Origin of the sequence: Micromonospora sp. NPDC005707 (genome assembly GCF_040631005.1) — a bacterium.
GTDB lineage: Bacteria > Actinomycetota > Actinomycetes > Mycobacteriales > Micromonosporaceae > Micromonospora.
The window spans coordinates 25702-48299 of the sequence record NZ_JBEXYR010000022.1 but is presented as its reverse complement, the minus strand read 5'-3'; the positions used below and the strand labels follow the sequence as shown (position 1 = coordinate 48299).

The 22598-nt window shown below is 73.7% G+C and carries 20 protein-coding genes; 10 read left to right on the top strand and 10 right to left on the bottom strand.

Annotation, left to right across the window (positions count from 1 at the left end; genetic code table 11):
* The first annotated feature begins 41 nt into the window (after positions 1-41).
* Positions 42-2741 (top strand): DNA polymerase I, encoded by a 2700-nt coding sequence (polA, locus tag ABZ452_RS30005; RefSeq protein ID WP_357950036.1) that lies wholly within the window; start codon positions 42-44, stop codon positions 2739-2741.
* Positions 2742-2807: 66 nt separating this feature from the next.
* Here the strand turns inward: polA and ABZ452_RS30000 are convergent, their stop codons facing one another.
* The 6 genes from ABZ452_RS30000 to ABZ452_RS29975 all read right to left on the bottom strand — a co-directional run bounded on the left by ABZ452_RS30000 (position 2808) and on the right by ABZ452_RS29975 (position 6684).
* Positions 2808-3260, bottom strand: coding sequence for a MerR family transcriptional regulator (locus tag ABZ452_RS30000; RefSeq protein WP_357950034.1), 453 nt, complete (start codon positions 3258-3260; stop codon positions 2808-2810).
* Positions 3261-3357: 97 nt separating this feature from the next.
* Positions 3358-4107, bottom strand: a complete 750-nt coding sequence (locus ABZ452_RS29995) for an SDR family oxidoreductase (RefSeq protein ID WP_357950031.1) — start codon at positions 4105-4107, stop codon at positions 3358-3360.
* Between the two features lie 77 nt (positions 4108-4184).
* Complete coding sequence (locus tag ABZ452_RS29990; RefSeq protein ID WP_357950028.1) at positions 4185-5108, bottom strand: aldo/keto reductase; 924 nt, start codon at positions 5106-5108, stop codon at positions 4185-4187.
* A gap of 93 nt (positions 5109-5201) precedes the next feature.
* Positions 5202-5630, bottom strand: coding sequence for a DUF3140 domain-containing protein (locus ABZ452_RS29985; protein WP_357950025.1), 429 nt, complete (start codon positions 5628-5630; stop codon positions 5202-5204).
* Positions 5617-5838, bottom strand: coding sequence for a DUF2945 domain-containing protein (locus ABZ452_RS29980; protein WP_357950023.1), 222 nt, complete (start codon positions 5836-5838; stop codon positions 5617-5619). Before ABZ452_RS29980 ends, ABZ452_RS29985 begins: the two co-directional genes overlap by 14 nt.
* A gap of 39 nt (positions 5839-5877) precedes the next feature.
* Positions 5878-6684, bottom strand: coding sequence for a class I SAM-dependent methyltransferase (locus tag ABZ452_RS29975; protein ID WP_357950021.1), 807 nt, complete (start codon positions 6682-6684; stop codon positions 5878-5880).
* Positions 6685-7044: 360 nt separating this feature from the next.
* Between ABZ452_RS29975 and rpsA the strand changes: the two genes are divergently transcribed.
* Complete coding sequence (rpsA, locus tag ABZ452_RS29970) at positions 7045-8532, top strand: 30S ribosomal protein S1 (protein WP_357950018.1); 1488 nt, start codon at positions 7045-7047, stop codon at positions 8530-8532.
* A gap of 155 nt (positions 8533-8687) precedes the next feature.
* The gene (coaE, locus tag ABZ452_RS29965) at positions 8688-9866 is read left to right on the top strand and encodes a dephospho-CoA kinase (protein ID WP_357950015.1); all 1179 of its coding nucleotides are present in this window, start codon (positions 8688-8690) and stop codon (positions 9864-9866) included.
* 109 nt (positions 9867-9975) lie between these two features.
* Here the strand turns inward: coaE and ABZ452_RS29960 are convergent, their stop codons facing one another.
* On the bottom strand, positions 9976-11589 hold the full coding sequence (locus ABZ452_RS29960; RefSeq protein ID WP_357950012.1) for a hypothetical protein: 1614 nt from the start codon (positions 11587-11589) through the stop codon (positions 9976-9978).
* A gap of 844 nt (positions 11590-12433) precedes the next feature.
* On the opposite strand from ABZ452_RS29960, the gene uvrB reads away from it, so the two are divergent.
* From uvrB to ABZ452_RS29940, 4 genes are all read left to right on the top strand, one after another.
* The gene (uvrB, locus tag ABZ452_RS29955) at positions 12434-14542 is read left to right on the top strand and encodes an excinuclease ABC subunit UvrB (RefSeq protein ID WP_357950009.1); all 2109 of its coding nucleotides are present in this window, start codon (positions 12434-12436) and stop codon (positions 14540-14542) included.
* 25 nt (positions 14543-14567) lie between these two features.
* Positions 14568-15467: a helix-turn-helix domain-containing protein gene (locus ABZ452_RS29950; RefSeq protein ID WP_357950007.1), complete on the top strand. Its 900-nt coding sequence runs from the start codon at positions 14568-14570 to the stop codon at positions 15465-15467.
* Between the two features lie 24 nt (positions 15468-15491).
* On the top strand, positions 15492-15860 hold the full coding sequence (locus ABZ452_RS29945) for a VOC family protein (protein WP_357950004.1): 369 nt from the start codon (positions 15492-15494) through the stop codon (positions 15858-15860).
* Positions 15861-15941: 81 nt separating this feature from the next.
* Positions 15942-16841, top strand: coding sequence for a DUF5753 domain-containing protein (locus ABZ452_RS29940; RefSeq protein ID WP_357950001.1), 900 nt, complete (start codon positions 15942-15944; stop codon positions 16839-16841).
* A gap of 129 nt (positions 16842-16970) precedes the next feature.
* Here ABZ452_RS29940 and ABZ452_RS29935 read toward each other — a convergent pair whose 3' ends face one another.
* Positions 16971-17264, bottom strand: a complete 294-nt coding sequence (locus tag ABZ452_RS29935) for an antibiotic biosynthesis monooxygenase (RefSeq protein ID WP_357949998.1) — start codon at positions 17262-17264, stop codon at positions 16971-16973.
* A 102-nt stretch (positions 17265-17366) separates the two neighbouring features.
* On the opposite strand from ABZ452_RS29935, the gene pnuC reads away from it, so the two are divergent.
* From pnuC to ABZ452_RS29920, 3 genes are all read left to right on the top strand, one after another.
* Entirely contained in the window at positions 17367-18020 is a 654-nt protein-coding gene (pnuC, locus tag ABZ452_RS29930; RefSeq protein WP_357949995.1) for a nicotinamide riboside transporter PnuC, read from the top strand.
* Complete coding sequence (locus ABZ452_RS29925; protein ID WP_357949992.1) at positions 18017-19099, top strand: AAA family ATPase; 1083 nt, start codon at positions 18017-18019, stop codon at positions 19097-19099. The genes pnuC and ABZ452_RS29925 overlap by 4 nt, the downstream gene beginning before the upstream one ends.
* A 362-nt stretch (positions 19100-19461) precedes the next feature.
* Positions 19462-20460, top strand: a complete 999-nt coding sequence (locus ABZ452_RS29920) for a TerC family protein (protein ID WP_357949990.1) — start codon at positions 19462-19464, stop codon at positions 20458-20460.
* A gap of 61 nt (positions 20461-20521) precedes the next feature.
* Here ABZ452_RS29920 and ABZ452_RS29915 read toward each other — a convergent pair whose 3' ends face one another.
* Both ABZ452_RS29915 and ABZ452_RS29910 read right to left on the bottom strand, forming a co-directional pair.
* Positions 20522-21439 carry an NlpC/P60 family protein gene (locus ABZ452_RS29915; RefSeq protein ID WP_357949987.1) on the bottom strand — a complete coding sequence of 306 codons (918 nt, stop codon included), beginning with the start codon at positions 21437-21439 and terminating at the stop codon, positions 20522-20524.
* 43 nt (positions 21440-21482) lie between these two features.
* Positions 21483-22580, bottom strand: coding sequence for a dipeptide epimerase (locus ABZ452_RS29910; RefSeq protein WP_357949985.1), 1098 nt, complete (start codon positions 22578-22580; stop codon positions 21483-21485).
* Between the last annotated feature and the right edge of the window lie 18 nt (positions 22581-22598).

Below are 22598 nucleotides of genomic sequence, written 5' to 3'. Positions count from 1 at the left end.
CGTCCGCCGGGTTGTCGGCGGTACGGACTAGAGTCGCTGCCGTGACAGCTACGACGCCGCGCCTGCTCCTCGTCGACGGACACTCCCTGGCATACCGGGCGTTCTTCGCCCTTCCGGTGGAGAACTTCTCCACCACCACGGGGCAGCCGACCAACGCCGTCTACGGCTTCACCTCGATGCTGATCAACGTGCTCCGCGACGAGCAGCCCAGCCACATCGTGGTCGCCTTCGACGTCTCCCGCCGCTCCTTCCGCACGGAGAAATACGCGGAGTACAAGGCCGGGCGCAGCGAGACCCCGACCGACTTCAAGGGCCAGGTCAGCCTCGTCAAGGAGGTCCTCGCGGCGCTGCGCATCCCGGTCGTGGAGAAGGAGGGCTACGAGGCCGACGACGTCATCGCCACCCTCGCCTGCCAGGCCCGCGACCAGGGCATGGACGTGCTCATCACCAGCGGCGACCGGGACGCGTTCCAGCTCGTCGGCGACCAGGTCACCGTGCTCTACCCGCGCAAGGGCGTCTCCGACCTGGCCCGGATGGACCCGGCCGCGGTCGAGGCGAAGTACGGCGTCGGGCCCGGCCGCTACCGCGACCTGGCCGCCCTGGTCGGCGAGACCAGCGACAACCTGCCCGGCGTGCCCGGCGTCGGCCCGAAGACCGCCGCCAAGTGGATCAACCTCTACGACGGGGTCGAGGGCGTGGTGGCCCGGGCCGACGAGATCAAGGGCAAGGCCGGCGACAGCCTGCGCGAGCGGCTCGCCGACGTGATCCGCAACTACGAGATCAACTGCCTGGTCACCGACCTGGAGCTGCCGGTGCGCCCGGAGGACGCCCGCTGGCAGGGCTGGGACCGGGAGGCCGTGCACCAGGTCTTCGACACCCTCCAGTTCCGCATCCTGCGCGACCGGCTCTACCAGTACCTGGAGGCCGTCGAGCCGGAGGCCGAGGCCGGCTTCGAGCTGGCCGGGCAGGTGCTCACCGAGCCCGGCGCGCTGGCCGGCTGGCTGGCCACGCACGCCCCGGCCGGCACCCCGGTCGGCCTGGCGGTCAAGCTCGACACCGGCCCCAACCGGCGGCACACCGCCGCGGTGACCGGCATGTCGCTGGCCACCGCCGACGGCGCGGGCGCCTGGTTCGACCCGGCCCTGCTGGCGGCCGACGACGAGGCCGCGCTGGCCGGCTGGCTCGCCGACGAGGCCCGCCCCAAGGTGCTGCACGACAGCAAGCCGGCCGTGCTGGCCTTCGCCGCGCATGGCTGGGACCTGCAGGGCATCTCCCGCGACACCCAGATCGCCGCCTACCTGGCCCGGCCCGACCAGCGCTCCTACGACCTCACCGACCTGGCGCTGCGCTACCTGCACCGGGAGCTGCGGGTCGACGCGCCGGAGAGCGGCCAGCTCACCCTCGACGGGCTCGGCGACGACGAGGCGGCCGAGCAGAACCTGATGCTCCAGGCCCGCGCCACCCTCGACCTGGCCGACGCGATCGACGCCGAGCTGTCCCGCGACGGCGAGCAGTCGGCCCGGCTCATGGCCGGCGTCGAGCTGCCGCTCATGCGGGTGCTGGCCATCATGGAGCGCACCGGCATCGCGGCCGACACCCACTACCTCTCCGAGCTGGAGGCGCACTTCGCCGCCGAGGTGAAGGCCGCGGCCCAGGGCGCCTACGCGGCGGTCGGGCGGGAGTTCAACCTGGGCTCGCCCAAGCAGCTCCAGGAGATCCTCTTCGGCGAGCTGGGCCTGCCCAAGACCAAGAAGATCAAGACCGGCTACACCACCGACGCCGACGCCCTCCAGTGGCTCTACGCGCAGAACCCGCACCCGGTGCTCGAGCACCTGCTGCGCCACCGCGACGTCGCCAAACTCAAGATGACCGTCGACGGGCTGCTCAAGTCGGTCTCCGACGACGGCCGGATCCACACCACCTTCAACCAGACGGTGGCGGCCACCGGCCGGCTCTCCTCGACCGAGCCCAACCTGCAGAACATCCCGATCCGCACCGAGGAGGGGCGGCGGATCCGGCGCGCCTTCGTGGTCGGCGAGGGCTACGAGTGCCTGCTCACCGCCGACTACAGCCAGATCGAGATGCGGATCATGGCGCACCTGTCCTCCGACGACGCGCTGATCGAGGCGTTCAACTCGGGGCACGACTTCCACGCCGCCACCGCCTCCTCGGTCTTCACCGTCGAGGTCGACCAGGTCACCGCCGACCAGCGCCGCAAGATCAAGGCCATGAACTACGGCCTGGCGTACGGGCTGAGCGCGTTCGGCCTGTCCCAGCAGCTCGGGATCACCGCCGAGGAGGCGCGCGGCCTCATGGAGAACTACTTCGCCGGCTTCGGCGGGGTGCGCGACTACCTGCAGGAGGTGGTGGCGCGGGCCCGGCAGGACGGCTACACCTCCACCATCCTGGGCCGCCGCCGCTACCTGCCCGACCTGGTCAGCGACAACCGGCAGCGCCGGGAGATGGCCGAGCGGATGGCGCTCAACGCCCCCATCCAGGGCTCCGCGGCCGACATCATCAAGGTCGCCATGCTGCACGTCGACACCGCGCTGCGCGACGCGGGGCTGCGCTCCCGGATGCTGCTCCAGGTGCACGACGAGCTGGTCTTCGAGGTCGCGCCGGGCGAGCGGGAGACCCTGGAGGCGCTGGTGCGCAAGGAGATGGGGGAGGCGTACCCGCTGTCGGTGCCGCTGGAGGTCTCCGTGGGCGAGGGCCGCGACTGGAACAGCGCCGACCACTGACCGACGCGCCGAGCTTCACGATCTTGGACAGTTGCCGTTCGGACGAACGGCAACTGTCCAAGATTGCTAAAGCGCCGGGCTGGTCGATGAGGATCGGGCCGGGTGTGGGGTGGGGCTCGACGCCGGCGCCGGGCTGTCGTCGCCGGCGAGGGCCGCGGCGGCGTCGCGCAGGGCGGCGGCGAGGCGGTCCCGGACCGCGAGCTGGGCGGCGATGCGGGCCTCCAGCACGGCCAGCCGCTCCCGCCCCACCCGGAGCCCGCCGGGGGAGGGCGGCGCGGCGGCCACGTCCCCGTCCAGGCAGGGCAGGAAGACCCGGACGTCGTCCAGGGTCAGCCCGGCGCCGAGCAGGTGCCGGATGTTGCGGACCCGGGTGACCGTCGCCTCGTCGTACTCGCGGTAGCCGTTCGCCGCCCGCGACGAGTCGATCAGGCCCTGCTCCTCGTAGTGCCGCAGGGCCCGCGGCGTGCACCCGGTCACCGTCGCCAGCTCGCCGATCCGCACCCGACCCCTCCGTCCCATGGTCGACACCGCTCCGCCGAGGTGGCGGCTTCACCCCGGCCCGGTCACCCCCACCTCGCCGATCCCGCGCGGCGGCGATCACCGTCGCCCGGGCCTGTCAGGCGACCAGCGCTCCGCCGTCCACCGGCAGCACGACGCCGGTGACGAAGGCCGCCGCCGGGTCGCAGAGCCGCAGGATTGCCCAGGCTACGTCCTCGGGGCGGCCGATTCGTCCGAGGGGCGTGTGGTCGAGCTGCCAGCGGCGTACCGCGGCGCGCTGGTCGGGGGAGAGGCCCTGGTGTTCGCCGATGGGTGTGTCGATCGCGCCGGGAGCCACCGCCACCACCCGGACGCCGCGCGGCGCCAGTTCCACCGCCCAGCTGCGGGTCAGCGAGTCGAGGGCGGCCTTGCCGGCCGCGTACACCGAGCTGCCCGGCCAGGCGCGCTGGCCGACGGTGGTGGTGACGTTGACGATCACGCCGCGGCTCGTCGCCAGCGGCTCGACCGCGGCGTGGGCCAGCCGGATCGGCGCGATGAGGTTGGTGTCGAGCTGGCGGCGGGCGGCCCGCTCGTCCAGCCCGGCGAGCGGTCCGCCGCCGGCGATCCCGGCGTTGTTGACCAGCACGTCCAGCCGGCCGTACCGGTCGAGGGCGGCGCCGACCACGCGGCCCGGCGCGTCGGCGTCGGTCACGTCGGCGGTGACCGGGGTGATCCGGGGGTCGTCGGCGGCGGTCTCCGCCAGTGGCCCGGGGCGCCGGCCCACGGCGAGGACGCGGGCGCCCTCGGCGGCAAAGGCGCGGGCGGTGGCCCGGCCGATGCCGGTGCCCGCGCCGGTGACCACCACGACCCGCTGCTGTTCGTCGTTCATGCCGCCGATCGTGCGACCCTGCCGTCAGTGGCAGGGTCAAGCGGCCCGGGCTCAGCGGCCGGGTCCCGGCGTTCCTTTCAGCCCAGAAGTGACTCTCCGGTGGGAGGGCCGCCGCCCTCGTGGACGAGCGCGGTCAGCTCGGCAACCTCCGTCCCGCTCAGGCGGATGCTCGCGGCGGCGAGGTTCTCCCGCAGGTGGGCGAGGCTCGTCGTGCCCGGGATGGGCAGCATCGCCGGGGAGCGGTGCAGCAGCCAGGCCAGCGCGATCTGCTGGGGCGTCGCCTCGTACCTGGCGGCCAGCGGCGCGATGGCCGCCGCGACCTGGTCGGCGTTGTCCCCGCCGTCACGGAGGCTGACCGGGTGCCAGGGTGAGAACACCGCCCCGGCCTGCTCCGCGGCGGCGAGGAGCGCGGCGCCGGCCCGGTTGCCGACGTTGTACCGGGCGGTCACGGCGGCGATGTCCGCGACCGATCGCGCCGCCTCGAACTGGTCCGGGGTCACGTTCGACAGGCCGATGTGCCGGATGTATCCCTCGTCCTGCAGCTTCTTCAGCTCACCGACCTGGTCCTCGAACGGAGCGTCGGTGGCGTAGCCGCTGTGCAGGTAGTACAGGTCGAATCGATCCAGGCCGAGGCGTTGCAGGCTCAGCATCGCCGACTGCCGCAGGTACTTGGGGTTGCCCACCCAGCCGAGGGTCGACAGGTCGTAGCCGCCACGGACGAAGCCGCCCTTGCTCGCGATGGCCAGGCCCGGCGGGTAGGGGTGCAGCGCCTCCCGGATGAGCAACTCGTTGGTGTGCGGCCCGTAGACGTCGGCGGTGTCGATGAAGGTGATGCCCTCGGCCACGACGGCGCGAAGCAGGGCCACGCCACCCTCGTGGTCGGGATAGGGGCCCCAGACCTGCCTGCCGGTGAGTTGCATCGCCCCGAAGCCGATCCGGCCGACCGGCAGGTCGCCGCCGATGGTGATGGTGGGCAGGGCAGAGCTGGCGTGACCGGCCATGGTCCACTCGATCCAGGTCAGGCCCCGGCGGGGCGGACGGAACCTCCGCCAGACCGGAGGCCGCCTCCGGCGACGGTGACGCTGACGGGCGGATCAGCGGCCCGGTCCCCGGCGCTCCTTCGGCGGGGCGCCGTGCCGCTCGAGGGCCTTGCGGGACGGGCCGCCCGGCGGCGGGAGCGGTCCCTTGACCGGGTCGTGGCCCCAGTTCATGAGGGAGTACCGCCACCGGGTCCGGCGTACGTCGCCGCTGGGTCGCTGGGCCATGTGCCGCCGGACGTACCCGACGACCTTGCGCATGTGCTTGTAGTCGGCGGCGCTGAGCTGGTCGCGCTTGCGGCGCAGCAGGTCGATGATCCGCCGGCCGGACTCGTGCCCCACCGACTCGCCGCCCCGGGTGCCCTTGCGCCAGCCCACGTGCTTGGACTCGTCGGTCTCCAGCCACTTCTGGAGCTCGCCCGGCTTCATGTTCACCGCGTCGGTGAACTCCCGGTAGGTCTGCTGCGGATCGTCACCTCGGCTCATGGCGCAGCACCTCCGGTCGGTGGGCGACGTCCCGGCCCGAGTCGTCGTTGCGGATCCGGTACTGCGGCTCCTCCGGCGACGCGTTCACGGTGTGCCCGCGGACGTGTGTGCGGTCGGTGAGCTTCTCCCTGACGACCCCGTACGCCCGGCCGCTGTGGCTGGCCCAGGAGACGTGGTCGCCCCGGCGGAACTCCTCCTTCTCGGCCATGGCGTCCGGTTACCCGGGGCCGGCGGCCGGAAACGACGCTCAGCCGGCGGCCGGCTTCTCCGCCACGAAGATGGCGGTGCCGGGGAAGAGCCGGCCGCGCAGCGGGCTCCACTGCCCCCAGATCCCCTCGTGCCCCGCCGGCCACTCCGGCTCCACCAGGTCCAGCAGGCGGAACCCGGCGCCGACCAGCTCCCGGATCCGGTCGCCGAGGGTGCGGTGCTGCTCGACGTACGTGGCCACGCCGTGCTCGTCCTGCTCGACGTAGGGGGAGCGGTCGAAGTACGAGTGCACGGCGGTCAGCCCGCCCTCGCCCGGGTCGTCCAGGAAGATCCAGCGCATCGGGTGGGTGACCGAGAAGACCCACCGGCCGCCCGGGCGTAGCACCCGGGCCACCTCCCGCATGGCCGCCGCCGAGTCGTCCACGAACGGGATCGCGCCGAACGCCGTGCACACCGTGTCGAAGGCGGCGTCGGCGAACGGCAGGGCGAGGGCGTCGGCCTGCACGAGCGGCACGCGTACCCCGGTCCGGGCGGCGGCCTCGGCGGCGTGCCGCAACATGCCGGCGGACAGGTCCAGGGCGACCGGCCGGGCGCCCTGCGCGGCGAGCCAGCGGGCGGCGGCGGCCGCACCGCAGCCGAGTTCCAGGATCCGGCGGCCAGTCACCTCGCCGAGCAGCCCCGCATCGGCCTCGCGCAGCCCCTCCGGGCACCAGACGAAGTCCACCTCGCCGAGGAACGCGCCGTGCTCGGCCTGGTAGGCGTCGGCGTCCGCGTCCCACCAGCCCCGGTTGGCCCGGCGAACCTCGGTGGCGCCCACCCGGCGCCGGGTCACCCTGTCGTCGTCCACCCGCCCACGCTAGGCCCCGGGGCGCCGGGTGCGGCGATCGGGCGGCGGTGTTGCGGATGGTGCAGATGTGACGGACGAGACAGCTGTGGCACCTTACCGCGCGAAATCTCCGCTTTCGCAGCTGACGAGCCCGAGGAGACCTGGGAGGGCTTGCACGCTGTGGTAATGCAGCGGGTAGGCTAGACGATGCGCTCGCGGATCGTGTGCCTCGGCAGGGAGCAGGTGCGCGGTCACCGGAGCCACTAATGATCTTCTCATGGCGATCGTTCGGTGTGCCCGGCGACGGATCCGCTGGCGCGGACAGGTCACCGCGACGCCACGCCTGCTGTGACAACCCATCCGACCGGAGCAACCGCCCACATGACGAGCAGCATCGAGGCCCCCTCGAGCGCCAACAAGGTCACGCACGACGATCTCGGTTCCGAGGAAGCTTTCCTCGCCGCGATCGACGAGACCATCAAGTACTTCAACGACGGCGACATTGTCGAAGGCACCGTCGTCAAGGTCGATCGGGACGAGGTCCTGCTCGACATCGGCTACAAGACCGAGGGCGTCATCCCCTCTCGGGAGTTGTCGATCAAGCACGACGTGGACCCCGCCGAGGTCGTCTCGGTCGGTGACCACATCGAGGCCCTTGTCCTCCAGAAGGAGGACAAGGAGGGGCGTCTGATCCTCTCCAAGAAGCGGGCGCAGTACGAGCGGGCCTGGGGCACGATCGAGAAGATCAAGGACGAGGACGGCGTCGTTCGCGGCTCGGTCATCGAGGTCGTCAAGGGTGGTCTCATCCTCGACATCGGGCTGCGCGGCTTCCTGCCCGCCTCCCTGGTCGAGATGCGGCGTGTGCGCGACCTGCAGCCGTACGTCGGCCGCGAGCTCGAGGCCAAGATCATCGAGCTGGACAAGAACCGCAACAACGTGGTCCTGTCCCGCCGGGCCTGGCTGGAGCAGACGCAGTCCGAGGTGCGCACCGAGTTCCTCAACAAGCTGCAGAAGGGGCAGGTCCGCAAGGGCGTCGTCTCTTCGATCGTCAACTTCGGCGCGTTCGTCGACCTGGGCGGCGTGGACGGCCTGGTGCACGTCTCCGAGCTCTCCTGGAAGCACATCGACCACCCGTCCGAGGTCGTCGAGGTGGGCCAGGAGGTCGAGGTCGAGGTCCTGGACGTCGACCTGGACCGCGAGCGGGTCTCGCTGTCGCTGAAGGCGACCCAGGAGGACCCGTGGCGGCAGTTCGCCCGCACCCACGCGATCCAGCAGATCGTGCCGGGTAAGGTCACCAAGCTCGTGCCGTTCGGCGCCTTCGTCCGGGTGGACGACGGCATCGAGGGCCTGGTCCACATCTCCGAGCTGGCCGAGCGCCACGTGGAGATCCCGGAGCAGGTCGTGCAGGTCGGCTCCGAGGTCATGGTCAAGGTCATCGACATCGACCTGGAGCGCCGCCGGATCTCGCTGTCGCTCAAGCAGGCCAACGAGGGCTTCGTCGAGGGCGAGGAGCACTTCGACCCGACCCTCTACGGCATGGCCGCGACCTACGACGAGCAGGGCAACTACATCTACCCGGAGGGCTTCGACCCGGAGACGGGCGAGTGGCTCGAGGGCTACGACAAGCAGCGCGAGACCTGGGAGCAGCAGTACGCCGAGGCGCGCCAGCGCTGGGAGGCCCACACCAAGCAGGTGCAGACCTCCCGGGCCGCCGACGCCGAGGCCGCTGCCAACCCGGCCCCGCCCGTCACCGGCACCACCACCACGACCTCGGCGGCCCCGAGCCGTCAGGCCGAGGAGCCGGCCGGCACGCTGGCCACCGACGAGGCGCTCGCCGCCCTGCGGGAGAAGCTCGCCGGCGGCAAGTGACCCGGTGACGACACCGGCTCGGCGAGTCCGAGACCGGCGCAGTCGCTGAGGGCCCCGTCCCCGCGATCCGGCACCACCGGATCGCCGGGGGCGGGGCCCTCGCCCTGTCCGGGGGCAGGTTGGCACCGCCAACGGTGATCGGGTTGACTGTTGCCGTGCTGAGGGTGGGATTGACCGGTGGGATCGGGTCGGGCAAGAGCGCCGTGTCCAGCCGGCTGGCCGCGCTCGGCGCGGTGATCGTCGACGCGGACCGGATCGCCCGCGAGGTGGTCGCCCCGGGCAGCGAGGGCCTCGCCGAGATCGTCGAGACCTTCTCCGACCGGGTCCTCGACGCCGACGGCGCGCTGGACCGGGCCGCACTGGGCGCCCTGGTCTTCGGCGACGAGGCCGCCCGCCGCCGGCTGGAGGCGATCACCCACCCCCGGGTCCGCGCCCGCACTGCCGCGCTTATCGCCGCGGCGCCCCCCGACGCCGTCGTGGTCAACGACGTGCCGCTGCTGGTCGAGGTGGGGCTCGCGCCCACGTACCACCTGGTGCTCGTGGTGCAGGCGGCCGTGACCACCCGGCTGGAGCGGCTGGCCCGCGGCCGCGGCATGGACCGCGCGGAGGCCGAGCGGCGGATCGCCGCGCAGGCCGACGACGCCCGGCGCCAGGCGGCCGCCGACGTGCTGCTCGGCAACGACGGCACGCTGGCCGACCTGCACGCCGCCGTGGACACCCTCTGGCGCGAGCGGCTCCTGCCCTACGAGCGCAATCTCCGGGAACGCCGGGCGGTCCGGCCCGAGCAGGTGGTGCTCACCGAGCCCGACCCGACCTGGCCTGAGCAGTACGCCCGCCTGGCCGCCCGCATCCGCCACGCCGCCGGCCCCGACCTGCGAATCGACCACATCGGCTCCACCGCCGTGCCCGGGCTGGCCGCCAAGGACGTCATCGACATCCAACTCACCGTGCCGTCGCTCGCCGAGGCGGACGGACCGCTCGCCGACCGGCTCGCCGACGCCGGCTTTCCCCGGCTGCCCGGCGACTGGTGGGACAACCCCCGCCCGCCCGGCAGCCGGCGCTGGGAGAAGCGGCTGCACGGCAGCGCCGACCCGGGCCGCCCGGTGCACCTGCACCTGCGGGTGGCCGACTCGCCCGGCTGGCGGTACGCGCTGCTGATGCGCGACCACCTACGCGCCGACCCGGGGCAGCGGTCCGCGTACCTGCAGCTCAAGCGGGAGCTGGCCGCCTCGGCGCCGGACAGCGCCACCTACGGCACGCTGAAGGACCCGTGGTTCGACGAGGAGCACCTGCGGGCGGAGGAGTGGGCCGCGCAGACCGGCTGGCGGCCCTGAGCCCGCTCAGCGGCGTTTCTCGGGTCGCCTCACCGCCCGGTCAGCGGCGGTTCGCGGGTGGCCTGACCGTTCGCTCGGCGGCGGTTAGCGGGCCGCCTGACCCGTCCGCTCAGCGGCGTTTCGCGGACGGCCTGGCCGTCCGCTCGGCGCCGGGCAGCGCCGGCACCCGCCCGGGCGCGAGGTCCAGCCGAACCCAGACGCCCCCCGCGCTCCGCAGCTCCACCCGGCGCGGCAACCCGTTCCGGTCGATCCACCAGCGCAGCCCGGCGCGTACCTCGATGACGTCCACCGTCCGGTCCGCCACCCGGTCGTCGCGGATCCGGACCGCCGCGGCAGCCGGCGCGGGGGCGCCGTCGCCCCGCAGCGCCGCGTCGAGCAGCCGCTCCACGTCGTCGCGGGGCGGTTGCCCGCCCATCCGCCTTAGCTCGGCCGGCGCCGGCAGCGGCGGGCCCGCCGCGCCGCCCGCCGGCACCACGAGCCGGGCCACGCTTCCCGGCCGCGCCCGCACCAGCGTGCGGCGTCCCGGGTCGTCGCCCTCCACCATCGAGAGGTACGCGGCGGAGCCCGCCCAGCTCACCCAGCCGGTGCCGTGCAGGCCGGCGGACGGGGCGGCCAGGGTCAGGCCGGCGCCGCCGGCCGCTCGCAGCCGGGCGGGCAGCCGGGCCAACCGGTCGGCCTCGGCGTCGCTCAGGGCCCGAGGCAGCCCGGGCCGCCCGCCGAGCGCGGCCACCGGGCGCAGCGTGGGGCGGTCGGTGCGGGCCAGCTCGACGGTCACCGGGGTCCCGTCCGGCAGCCGGCCGGCCAGCCGGTGCAGCCGGGCGTCCCGGTCGACCCAGAGGCGCGGCTGCCCCTCCGGCGCCGGGGCGGTCGCCTGGGCGGCCGGCCGGAGTGCGGCGAGAGGGGCCTGGAAGACATCCACGGGGACCCCGTCGACGGTTTCCGCGCCCAGCCAGCGGGCCTCGGGTTCGACCGCGTCGACCCGGGCCGCGCCGAGCCCGAGCAACAGGTCCCGCACCGCCGGCAGGCCCCGCCCGGCCGGCAGCTCCCGCAGCCGCCACCGGTCGTCCGGGGGCACCAGCGGGGGCGGCGCCGGTGCGGGTGTCGCACCGGGATCCGGCCGCACCAGCAGCGTCGACGCGGTCGCCTGGACCAGCCCCCGCTCGGCGCCCGCGCCGGGGCCGCTGACATCCAGGTAGACCAGCGGTCGGGCCCAGTCGACCCAGCCGACCAGCTCGGTACGGCCATCGCCCGCACCCACGGTGACCCGGACCCCGGCACGGACGTCCCGCTGGTTGGTGACCCTGAGGGCGGCCAGCCGGTCGGCCTCGGCGGCGGTGAGCGGGCGGGCCGTCGCGGTGGGCTCGGCCGGCTCCGGTGACCAGCTCAGCAGGCCGGCGACCAGGGCGGCCGCCGAGGCGGTGGCGGCGACCGCGAGCGCGATCAGGACGGCGCGGCGGCGGGTGGGTTGCTCGGGTGGGTCGCCGGTCCCGTCCAGCTCCGGATTGCCGGGCGGGGCGAACGGATCGGCCGGCCGTTCCCCGGCTACCGGATCGGCGCGCGGGCGGCGGCCGGGGGAGTTGACGGGTCGGCTGGTCGCGGAGCCGGCGCGGCGGTGCCGGCGGCCGGGTTCGCGGGGTACGGCAGTCGCACCCGGGACGGTGGGGGCGTCGAGGGCGCACTCGCCAGGGGCCGTTGCTTCACGCCGCCGCGATCGCGGCGACATGCCCTTCGTGCCGGACGGGGGGTCGCCAGGACCCCCGGTCGTCGGCTCGGCGGGCAAGTTGTGTGCCCTCTCGCCTCGTCGGCCGCCGGATCTTGGCGAGTTGTCGTTCGTGGCGGGCGGTAGATCGCCACGATCTCCAGGTTGGCGTCCGGCGGGCGCGCTCGACGGCGGGGCGGGCGAGGTGTGTGCCGTCGCGCTCCGCCGTTTTCCCGACCTTGGCGAGTTGCCGTTCGTGGCGGACGGCAGGTCGCCAAGATCCGCGGGAGCCGGTTCGGTGAGCTGGGGTGGCGGCTGCGGGTACGGTGCGCGTTCGCCTGTGGCGGGCCCGGCCGGCGCTGGGTCGGCCGAGGCGGCGGGCATCGCGCGGCCGGCGGGCTCGGGTGCGGCAGTGTCGCTGGGCTCGGGCTCGGGCGCGTCTGTGTCGGCGGGCTCGGGCTCGGGCGCGGCGCTGTCGGCGGGCTCGGTGGGGCGGGCGTCGTCGGTGGGGAGGGGGCCGGTGTCGCGGGTGCGAGCGCGTCGCGGCCGGCGTCCGGGAGAGGTCTCCACGAGTGCACAACGCGGCTGCCGGGTTTCGGTGACGAGCAGGGGCGCTCGCGGCGGCCGGTCAGCGCGTCGAGCGCGACCACCTCGGGTGCGCACGCCGGTTTCTCGGGTGCTGCGACCCCCGGTGCCGGGGGCGGCCGGGCCCCGGAGGGGCGGCCACCTGCCCGGTCGGCCGCCGCGAGCGGCCTACGGTACGAGGGTAGTCCGGTGAGATGAGCCACACAATGGGAATATCGAAGCCGATCAGGGACGGTACGCGCTCGGCCCGGAAGTGTCGGACCTCGGGCGTACCGTTGAGGTCATGGCGCTCGACATTCCCCGGCTCGACGGCCGCTTCCAGGTCGTCAGCGAGTTCCAGCCGGCCGGCGACCAGCCGGCAGCCATCGACGAGCTTGAGCGTCGCGTGCGCGGCGGCGACCGCAACACGGTGCTGCTCGGCGCGACCGGCACCGGCAAGAGCGCCACCACGGCGTGGCTGGTCGAGCGGCTGCAGCGGCCGACACTGGTGCTCGCGCCCAACAAGACCCTCGCCGCGCAGCTCGCCAAGGAGTTCAGCGAGCTGCTGCCGCAGAACGCGGTCGAATACTTCGTCTCCTACTACGACTACTACCAGCCCGAGGCCTACATCCCGCAGACCGACACCTACATCGAGAAGGACTCCTCGGTCAACGAGGAGGTCGAGCGGCTGCGGCACTCGGCGACCATGTCGCTGCTCACCCGCCGCGACGTGATCGTGGTGGCCACGGTGTCGGCGATCTACGGCCTGGGCACCCCGGAGGAATACCTGGACCGGGCCGTCCGGGTCGCCGTGGGGCAGGAGCTCGACCGTGACCAGCTGCTGCGCCGTCTGGTCGACATCCAGTACACGCGCAACGACATGGCCTTCCAGCGCGGCACCTTCCGGGTCCGCGGCGACACGCTGGAGATCATCCCGGCCTACGAGGAGCTGGCCGTCCGGATCGAGCTGTTCGGCGACGAGGTGGAGAAGCTCTACTACCTCAACCCGCTCACCGGTGACGTCGTCAAGGAGGTCGACGGGCTGGTCATCTTCCCGGCGACCCACTACGCGGCCGGCCCGGAGCGGATGGAGCGGGCGATCCGCGACATCGAGGTCGAGCTGGCCGAGCGGCTGGCCGAGCTGGAGCGGCAGGGCAAGCTGCTGGAGGCGCAGCGGCTGCGGATGCGCACCACCTACGACATCGAGATGATGCGCCAGGTCGGGTTCTGCTCCGGCATCGAGAACTACTCGATGCACATGGACGGGCGGTTGCCGGGCAGCCCGCCGCACTGCCTTCTCGACTACTTCCCCGACGACTTCCTGACCGTGGTCGACGAGTCGCACGTGACCATCCCGCAGATCGGCGGCATGTACGAGGGTGACGCCTCCCGCAAGCGGATGCTGATCGACCACGGCTTCCGGCTGCCCAGCGCGGCCGACAACCGGCCGCTGCGCTTCGACGAGTTCCTGGAGCGGGTCGGCCAGATGGTCTTCCTCTCCGCCACCCCGGGTCCGTGGGAGCTGGAGCAGGCCCAGGGCGAGTTCGTCGAGCAGGTGATCCGCCCCACCGGCCTGATCGACCCCGAGGTCGTGGTGAAGCCCACCAAGGGCCAGATCGACGACCTGATGCACGAGATCAAGCTGCGGACCGAGCGGGACGAGCGGGTCCTGGTCACCACGCTGACCAAGAAGATGGCCGAGGATCTCTCCGACTACCTGCTGGAGAACGGCATCCGGGTGCGCTACCTGCACTCCGAGGTCGACACGCTGCGCCGGGTGGAGCTGCTGCGCGAGCTGCGCAAGGGCGACTACGACGTGCTGGTCGGCATCAACCTGCTCCGGGAGGGCCTCGACCTGCCCGAGGTCTCCCTGGTGGCGATCCTCGACGCCGACAAGGAGGGCTTCCTGCGCAGCGGCCGGTCGCTGATCCAGACCATCGGCCGCGCGGCCCGTAACGTCTCGGGCCAGGTCCACATGTACGCCGACAAGATCACCCCGTCGATGGCCCAGGCGATCGAGGAGACCAACCGGCGCCGGGCCAAGCAGATCGCGCACAACGAGGCCAACGGGATCAGCCCCGAGCCGCTGCGCAAGAAGATCCACGACATCCTCGACGACATCTACCGCGAGGCGGAGGACACCGAGAACAGCCGGGTCGGCGGTGCCGTCCGGCAGCTGTCGCGGGGCAAGGCGCCGGTCAAGGAGACCCGCAGCCGCAGCCGCGGCGGCGCGGCCACCCCGTCGCGGGAGGGCATGGCCCGGGCCGACCTGGCCAACCTCATCCAGGAGCTCAACGACCAGATGCTCGCCGCCGCGCGGGAGCTGCAGTTCGAGCTGGCCGCCCGCATCCGCGACGAGGTTTCCGACCTCAAGAAGGAACTCCGCGGGATGGACGCCGCCGGGGTGAAGTGACGGCCCGGGGTCGGGGGAAACCGGCGTGCTCACCGAGGCCGTGATCGGGCTCCCCGATCCCCGGCTCCGGCCCTACGTGGACCGCTACCTGGGCTACCGCGAGCACGCGGTCGGCCCGCTCGTGCGCCGGGAGGCGGCCGGCGCCTTCGTGGTGCTGATCCTCGGGTGGGGCGCCCCGCTCGACGTCACCGACCCGCGCGCCGCCGACCGGGGCGCACACGGGACGACCGCCTTCCTGGCCGGCCCGTTCGACGGCTGGTGCGCGACCCGCACGGCCGGCGAAGGCGTCGGGGTGCAGGTGCTGCTGACCGCTCCGGCCGCCCGCCGGCTGCTCGGGCTGCCGCTGGGCGAGCTGGCCAACCGGGCGGTGCCGATCGACCGGCTCGACGGCTGGCTGGTCCGGCTCCGCGACGAGCTGGCCGACCTGCCCGACTGGGCGGGCCGGTTCGCCCGCCTCGACGCCGCGCTCGCCGCCCGGCTGGCCCTGACCGGGCCAGTCGATGCGCGCCTGGCGCGGGCCTGGCGGCTGCTCGACGGCAGCGGCGGCGGGCTGGGCGTCGGCGCGCTGGCCGAGGAGGTCGGCTGGAGCCGCCGCCACCTGGCGGTCCGGTTCCGGCGGGAGTTCGGCCTCCCGCCGAAGACCGTCGCCCGGCTGCTGCGCTTCCAGCGGGCGTACGCCATGGTGGGCCGCACGCTGGTCCCCGCACCGACCGGCGGCGCGGACGCGCCCGCGGGCACCTCGGTCGCCCCGCCCCCGAGTGGCCGGCGGGCGGACGGTGGCCGGGGCGAGGTCGGGTGGGCCGACCTGGCGGTGCGGTTCGGCTACTACGACCAGTCGCACCTGATCCGCGAGTTCCGCGAGTTCTCCGGGGCCACGCCCGCGGCGCTGGCCGGGCCCAGATCGCATTCGTCCAATCCGACCTGACCGTCGCGGCGGCAGACTCGGGCCATGCGAAGCATCTACCCGGTCCTCCGGTATCCCGACGCCCGCGCCGCCGTCGACTTCCTCCGGTCCGCGTTCGGCCTCACCGTCCACGAGGTGCACGAGGGGCCCGACGGCGCCGTGCGGCACGCCGAGCTCGGCTACGGCGACGGCCTCGTCATGCTCGGCCCGGGGCCGGCACCGGCCACCCGGCCCGCCGACGACGACTATCGCGTCTACGTGGCCGTCGACAACGTCGACGCGCACCACGAGCGGGCCCGGGCGGCCGGCGCGGAGATCGTCCGGCCGCCCTTCGACACCGACTACGGCTCCCGCGACTACGTGGCCCGCGATCTGGTCGGGCTGGTCTGGTCCTTCGGCACCTACCGACCCTGACAACCGCCTGATAGCTCTGTGCGAGCAAGGTATTGCCCTGAGTGACGGTGATGCGTACTCTCCCACGGTGGGGAGGCGCACATGCCGTTGTCAGCAAGTCCTGTGGTCCGGCGGGTGCGGCTCGGCGCCGAGCTGCGCCGGCTGCGCCGCCGGGAGTCGCTCACCCTGGAGCAGGTGTGCGGCCGGCTCGGCTGGGCGTCCACATCGAAGCTGTCCCGCATCGAGCTGGGGCAGAGCCGGCCGGACCTGGCCGACGTGCTCGACCTGCTCGACGTCTACGGCGTGCCACCCCACCAGCGGGACGAGCTGATCGTCATCGCGCGGGACGCCGCCACCGGCCGCGGCTGGTCCCGGGCGCTGGGCGAGATGGGGGAGCGGCAGCGGGCGTACGCGGAGTTGGAGGCGGGCGCCGTCCGCATCGTGGACTACCAGCCGGTGCTGGTGCCCGGGCTGCTCCAGACCCCCGAGTACGCCCGGCTGCGCGTGTCGGCCGGCGCGCTGCTCGCCGACGACGTGGACGTCGAGGCCGACGTCCGTGCCCGCGCGGTGCGCCAGGAGGTGCTGCGCCGGCCCGACCCGCCGCACTACACGGCGCTGATCGACGAGCGCGCCTGCGACCCGGGCGGCCTGCCCGCCGAGGTCTGGCGGGACCAGATGCGGCACCTGGCCGTCCTCGCCGAACGGCCGCACGTGACGGTCCGGCTGCTGCCCCGCGACGCGTCCCCCCACGGCGACCTGCACCCGCTCGCGCCGTTCTCCTACTACGCCTACCCGGATCCGGCCGATCCCCGCACCGTCCTGGTGGAGACGCTCACCACCGACCTGCGGCTGGTGGGCGAGGCGGACGTCGCCCGCTACGAGCAGCTGATCGACTGGCTGCTCGTGGTGGCGCTGCCGGAGGAGGAGACGGCAGAGCTGCTGACCCGGCGGCTGGGGCCCGCACCGGTGCCCCGACCCCGCGAACCCCACGAGCCCGACTGAGCGGACCGGAACCCTCTCCCGGCCAAAGGGCGGCGGTTGACGCGCGGTCACCGGGCCCGGCGCCCCCGAATTACCGTCGGGACCGGTGGCCGGCGCGTCGAGCGCAGGCTATGTCAGGGGTACGACAGCTCAGGCCGGCACGTCGACGAAGTGCTCGACCAGGGGCGGGCCGGCGAAGTAGGGGCCGATCAGCTCCCGCCACCGCCCGAAGCGCTCGCTCTGTCGGAAGTTGACGTCGTGCGCCTCGACCGAGTCCCACTCGACCAGCAGCACGAACCGGGACGGCGACTCCACGCCGCGGGTCATCCGCACGGAGCGGCAGCCCTCGGTGCCGGCGAGGATGGGGTGCGCCTTCGCGTACGCGGCGGCGAAGTCGTCCTCGTTCCCGGGCGTGACGTCGATGAGCGCGACCTCAAGAACCATGCCCGAAGCCTCGCACGCCGGCCGCCAGCGGGTACGTCCCGGGGGCTGTTCCCCGCGCCACACCCCCTCTAGGGTGATCGCTCGGGAAACGGGGGAGGGCACATGCTCGACTGGCTCACCGCCACGGCGTTCACCGTCCTGGGCGCCGGCACCACCTGGGCGGAGCTGCTCGGCTTCGCCACCGGTGTGGTCAACGTCTGGCTGGTGGCCCGGCAGCACATCGCCAACTGGCCGATCGGCATCGCCAACGTGCTGCTGCTGATGCTGCTGTTCTGGACCGCCGGCCTGTACGCCGACGCCGGCCTCCAGGTCGTCTACGTCGTCCTCGGCCTCTACGGCTGGTGGCACTGGCTCTTCGGCGGGGAGCGGCGCAGCCGGCTGACCGTGGCCCGCACCGGCCGGCGGGAGTGGTGGGCGCTCGGCGTGGCCGGGGTGCTGCTCACGGCCGGGCTCTGGGCGCTGCTGGACCGGGCCACCGACTCCACGGTGCCGCTGGCCGACGCGGTCACCACCGCGCTGTCGCTGCTGGCCACCTACGGTCAGACCCGCAAGCTGGTGGAGAGCTGGTGGCTGTGGATCGCCGCCGACCTGATCTACATCCCGCTCTACGCGTACAAGGGACTCTGGTTGACCGGCGGCCTCTACCTGATCTTCCTGGCGCTCTGCGTGGTCGGGCTGCGGGAGTGGCGGGCGGACCTGCGCCGGCGGTCGGCGGCGACGCCGGTGCCGCCCGGCCCGGCGCCCGTCGCGGCGTGAGCGCGGCGAGCGGGCCGGGTCGGCAGTTCCGGCACGGCCTGGTGGTGGGCAAGTTCTATCCGCCGCATGCCGGGCACCACGCGCTGATCGAGGCGGCCGCGGCCCGGTGCGCGGCCGTCACGGTCGTGGTCGCGCCGTCCCGGCGCGAGTCGATCCCGCTCGACCTGCGGCTCGCCTGGCTGCGCGAGGCGCACGCCGACACGCCCTGGGTGCGGTTCGCCGGCCGGTACGACGACCACCCCGTGGACTACGCCGACCCGGCGATCTGGGACTTGCACTGCGCGGTGTTCGCCGACGCGCTGGGCGGGGAGCCGGTGGACGCGGTGTTCTCCTCGGAGGCGTACGGCGAGGAGTTGGCCCGTCGTTTCGGTGCCGTCGCGGTCTGCGTGGACCTGGACCGGCGGGCCGTGCCGGTTTCCGGCACCGCGGTGCGCGCGGACCCGGTGGCGCACTGGCGGCGCCTGAGCCCGCCGGTGCGGGCCTGGCTGGTCCGCCGGGTCGTGGTGGTGGGTGCCGAGTCGACCGGCACCACGACGATGGCGGCGGCGCTGGCCGCCCACTACGGCACCCCCTGGGTCCCGGAGTACGGCCGCGAGCTGACCGAGCGCAAACTCGCCGGGCTGCGGCGCGTCCGGCCGGAGGCGACGATCTTCGACGTCACGTGGGACCGGGCCGACTTCGTCGAGGTGGTCCGCGAGCAGCAGGCCGCCGAGGATGCGGCGGCCCGGACCAGCGGCCCGCTGCTGTTCTGCGACACCGACGCGCGGGCCACCGCGATCTGGGAGGAGCGCTACCTCGGGTCCTCGTCGGAGGCGGTCCGGTCGGCGGCCCGCCGGCCGGCGCTGTACCTGCTGACCGGCCACGAGGGGGTGCCCTTCGCCGACGACGGTCTGCGCGACGGTGAGCACCTGCGGGCCTGGATGACCGGGCGGTTCCGGGAGGAGTTGGCCGGCTGCGGGGTGCCGGTGGTCGAGCTGCGCGGCCCGCACGAGGAGCGGCTGGCGGCGGCCGTGGCGGCCTGCGACGCCCTGCTGGCAGCCGGCTGGTCGTTCCCCGACCCGCTGCTCCCGGCGCCGTGACGCGCAGCAGCGACGGGGGTCGACACCTGGACACCTAGCCTCCTAGGACGCCCTGCGCCGCGAGACCTCGCCCACACCGGAAGACTCTTACCCTGGCAAACGGGACCCCCGGAGATGCGGCGACCCGGGCCGATGGTGAACAATGGCGGCCGAGGAGGGGAGTATTCCCCCGCGACGGAGTCGTCAGCACGGAAGAGCCCCGGCCCCCCGGTGGCACGACCCGGCTCCGTCGGTCAGCGATCCGCACCCCGGGCCGCTGGCGGAAGAGACCTCCGACAGTCACCAGAGTCAGCGTCGACGCACCCCGGCCCCTCACCCGGCGTACGGTGTGCCCGACGCTGTGTGTCTGCCGGAGGATGGATTTGAACGTGTCCGGATGGGTGTGGGCGGGAACCCTGGTCGCGATGACCGCGGTCCTGCTGGTCGACCTGTTCATCATCGGTCGCCGCCCGCACGAACCCAGCGTCCGCGAGTCGAGCCTGTGGGTCGGCCTGTACGTGGGGCTGGCCCTGATCTTCGGGGCTGGGCTGTGGCTCGCCTCGGGCCCCAGCGTCGCGGGCCAGTTCTACACCGGGTGGCTCACCGAGTACAGCCTCTCGGTGGACAACCTCTTCGTCTTCGTGATCATCATGGCCCGCTTCGGGGTGCCCCGGCAGTACCAGCAGAAGGTGCTGCTCATCGGCATCCTGCTGGCGCTGGTCATGCGGGGCGGCTTCATCGCCGCCGGCGCGGCGCTGATCTCCCAGTTCTCCTGGGTGTTCTACATCTTCGGCGCGTTCCTGATCTACACGGCGGTCAACCTGGCCCGCCAGGGGGAGCCGGACGAGGACGAGTTCAGCGAGAACCTGCTGATCCGGTGGAGCCGCAAGGCGCTGCCGCTGTCCCGCGACTTCGACGGTGCGCGGATGACGACCCACGAGAACGGGCGGCGGCTGTTCACGCCGATGCTGATCGTGATGATCGCGATCGGCACCACCGACCTGATCTTCGCCCTCGACTCGATCCCGGCGATCTTCGGCATCACCCAGGAGCCGTACCTGGTCTTCACCGCGAACGTGTTCGCGCTGATGGGGCTGCGGCAGCTCTACTTCCTGCTCGGCGGCCTGCTGGACCGGCTGATCTACCTCAGCTACGGCCTGGCCGTGGTGCTCGGCTTCATCGGGGTCAAGCTGGTCCTGGAGGCCCTCGCCGACAACAACCTGCCGTTCGTCAACGGCGGCGACCACGTGGCCTGGGCCCCGCACATTCCCATCTGGCTGTCGCTCACCGTCATCCTGGGCACCCTCGCCGCCGCCACGGCGGCCAGCCTGCTGAAGTCGTCCCGGGACCGGCGCCGCGAGCTGGCCGAGGCCCGTCGCTGACCGGACCGCGCGAAAAAGGGGCGCCCCCGAGGTCGGGGGCGCCCCTTTCGGCGTACGGGGGTCAGATCCGGTGGGCGCCGACCAGGGTGGCCTCCCGGTCCGGGGGGAGCCGCTCCTCGACGACCCGGCGTTTCACGTAGCAGGCGTGCAGCATCCGCCGGATCTCGCCCTGCGGCTCGGTGCTGACGATGCCGACGTGGTGGATGCGCCGGCCTGGCCGGGCGAAGAAGTAGAGGTCACCGGGGCGTTCCTCGCCCAGCGCCAGGGGAGTGGTCGCCTCGGCCTGGTCGTCGGCGTCCCGGGGCAGGGTCAGGCCGTACCGGCGCCAGGCCAGGTGCACGAGGCCCGAGCAGTCGATGCCGTCGGTGGACAGCCCGCCCCAGATGTAGATCAGGTCGCGCAGCCGCTCGGCGAGGGCGAGCGCCTCCTTGGCCTCCGGCCGCTCGCCGGGCAGCGGGACCAGGTCGCCCTCCGGGGCCCAGAGCGGCTCGGCCCGACCGGGCGCGAGCACCGGCCGCCAGCCGTCCACGGGCCGCCCGGCCGGGGTGAGGCGGGTGCCGAGGACCACGCCGGAAAGGGCCGGCGGGCCGCCGGGGGCGGCGTGCAGCGCGGTGTGGACGGCGTCCACGACCAGCGGGGTGGCCGGTGGGCCGGGCTCCGCCGGGGCGGTGAGCTGGGCGGCGGGCAGCCACCCCGGATAGCCGCGTACGTCGAGCTTGGCGGCGGGCTGCGCCAGGGCGACGACGTGTGCCCAGCCGTCCGCGCGTAGCTCGGTGACCAGCACCCGCTCGCCGAGCAGCAGCTGGGTCAGGACGCAGTCGCCGACCTGCTGGTCGCGGTCCATGCCGGCGATCCAGGCGGCGACGTCCGGCGGATCGCCCAGCGCGGGGCGGTCGACGGGACGGACCGCCTCGGGGGTGGTCCAGAGGGTCGCCACCGGGACCCGGACGACGGCCTCGCGGCCCGGTTGAACCTCCATGCCCACCCCCACCTCACGACCTTATGAAAAATTCCACCGGCGCTCAACCATGCGCCTGAACCTTTACTTCATTCACGTCGGAGATGCCGAGCCCCGGGGCGTCGGGCAGCACGACGGTCGCGCCGTCGTACCGGATCCCCCCGGCGACCGGCGACCAGGCCAGCCACCAGGCGGCGTCGAGGTCCGACACGGCCGTGGTGCCGTAGGCCGCGACCAGGCTCGCCGCCGCGCCCAGGCCCACCTGGCTCTCCATCATGGAACCGACGATGGTGCCCATGCCGTGCGCGGCGGCCAGGTCCAGCAGGCTCCGGGCGGTGTGCAGACCGCCGCACTTGGCCAGCTTGACGTTGACCATGTCGGCCGCCCGGCGACGGATCACCTCGACCAGGTCGCGCAGGTCGAAGACCGACTCGTCGGCGAGGATCGGCAGCTCCACCCGGTCGCTGACCCAGGCCAGCCCGTCCAGGTCCCGCCGGTGCACCGGCTGCTCGACCAGCTCGACGTCGAGCCCGGCGTCCTCGATGCCGCGGATCACCCGGACCGCCTCGCGCGGGGTCCAGCCCTGGTTGGCGTCCAGCCGGATCCGCACCTCGGGCCCGACCGCGGCACGGACCGCGCGCACCCGGTCCAGGTCGCCCCGCGCGTCGGTGCCGACCTTGAGCTTCAGCACCGTGAACCCCTCGGCCCGGCGCCGGGTGGCCGCCGCGGCCAGGTCCACCGCGTCGCCCGCGGCCAGGGTGACGTCCGTCGGGACGCGCAGCGTGGTGCCGCCGAGCAACCGCACCAGGGGTACGCCGAGCCGCCGCGCGGCCAGGTCGTGCAGCGCGACGTCGACGGCGGCCCGGGCCGACTCGTTGCCCACCACGGCGCGGCGCACCTCGGCGCAGCGGGCCTGGAGGTCGTCGGCGTCCCGCCCGGTCAGCAGCGGCCCGAGGAGGTGCTGGACGCACGCCTCGGCGCCGGCGATCGACGCGCCGGTCACCTGCCAGACCTGGGGGGCCTCGCCGAAGCCCGACCGCCCGTCGGTGTCCACCACCTCGACGACCAGGGTGTCCACGGTGGTGGTGCGGCGCAGCGCGGTGACGAACGGGGTGTGTAAGGGGGCCGAGAGCCGGTGGGTGCGTACCGCCGCGATCGTCATGTGCGGCACCCTATACGG

What these genes read in the sequence shown, in the direction of transcription:
- ABZ452_RS29980 (WP_357950023.1), bottom strand. Translation starts at nt 5,838, where the DNA reads ATGGCCGAGAAGGAGGAGTTCCGCCGGGGCGACCACGTCTCCTGGGCC.
- ABZ452_RS29985 (WP_357950025.1), bottom strand. Translation starts at nt 5,630, where the DNA reads ATGAGCCGAGGTGACGATCCGCAGCAGACCTACCGGGAGTTCACCGAC.
- ABZ452_RS29935 (WP_357949998.1), bottom strand. Translation starts at nt 17,264, where the DNA reads ATGGTTCTTGAGGTCGCGCTCATCGACGTCACGCCCGGGAACGAGGAC.
- rpsA (WP_357950018.1), top strand. Translation starts at nt 7,045, where the DNA reads ATGACGAGCAGCATCGAGGCCCCCTCGAGCGCCAACAAGGTCACGCAC.
- ABZ452_RS29990 (WP_357950028.1), bottom strand. Translation starts at nt 5,108, where the DNA reads ATGGCCGGTCACGCCAGCTCTGCCCTGCCCACCATCACCATCGGCGGC.
- ABZ452_RS29995 (WP_357950031.1), bottom strand. Translation starts at nt 4,107, where the DNA reads ATGAACGACGAACAGCAGCGGGTCGTGGTGGTCACCGGCGCGGGCACC.
- ABZ452_RS29940 (WP_357950001.1), top strand. Translation starts at nt 15,942, where the DNA reads ATGCCGTTGTCAGCAAGTCCTGTGGTCCGGCGGGTGCGGCTCGGCGCC.
- ABZ452_RS29945 (WP_357950004.1), top strand. Translation starts at nt 15,492, where the DNA reads ATGCGAAGCATCTACCCGGTCCTCCGGTATCCCGACGCCCGCGCCGCC.
- uvrB (WP_357950009.1), top strand. Translation starts at nt 12,434, where the DNA reads ATGGCGCTCGACATTCCCCGGCTCGACGGCCGCTTCCAGGTCGTCAGC.
- ABZ452_RS29915 (WP_357949987.1), bottom strand. Translation starts at nt 21,439, where the DNA reads ATGGAGGTTCAACCGGGCCGCGAGGCCGTCGTCCGGGTCCCGGTGGCG.
- ABZ452_RS30000 (WP_357950034.1), bottom strand. Translation starts at nt 3,260, where the DNA reads ATGGGACGGAGGGGTCGGGTGCGGATCGGCGAGCTGGCGACGGTGACC.
- ABZ452_RS29910 (WP_357949985.1), bottom strand. Translation starts at nt 22,580, where the DNA reads ATGACGATCGCGGCGGTACGCACCCACCGGCTCTCGGCCCCCTTACAC.
- ABZ452_RS29960 (WP_357950012.1), bottom strand. Translation starts at nt 11,589, where the DNA reads ATGTCGCCGCGATCGCGGCGGCGTGAAGCAACGGCCCCTGGCGAGTGC.
- pnuC (WP_357949995.1), top strand. Translation starts at nt 17,367, where the DNA reads ATGCTCGACTGGCTCACCGCCACGGCGTTCACCGTCCTGGGCGCCGGC.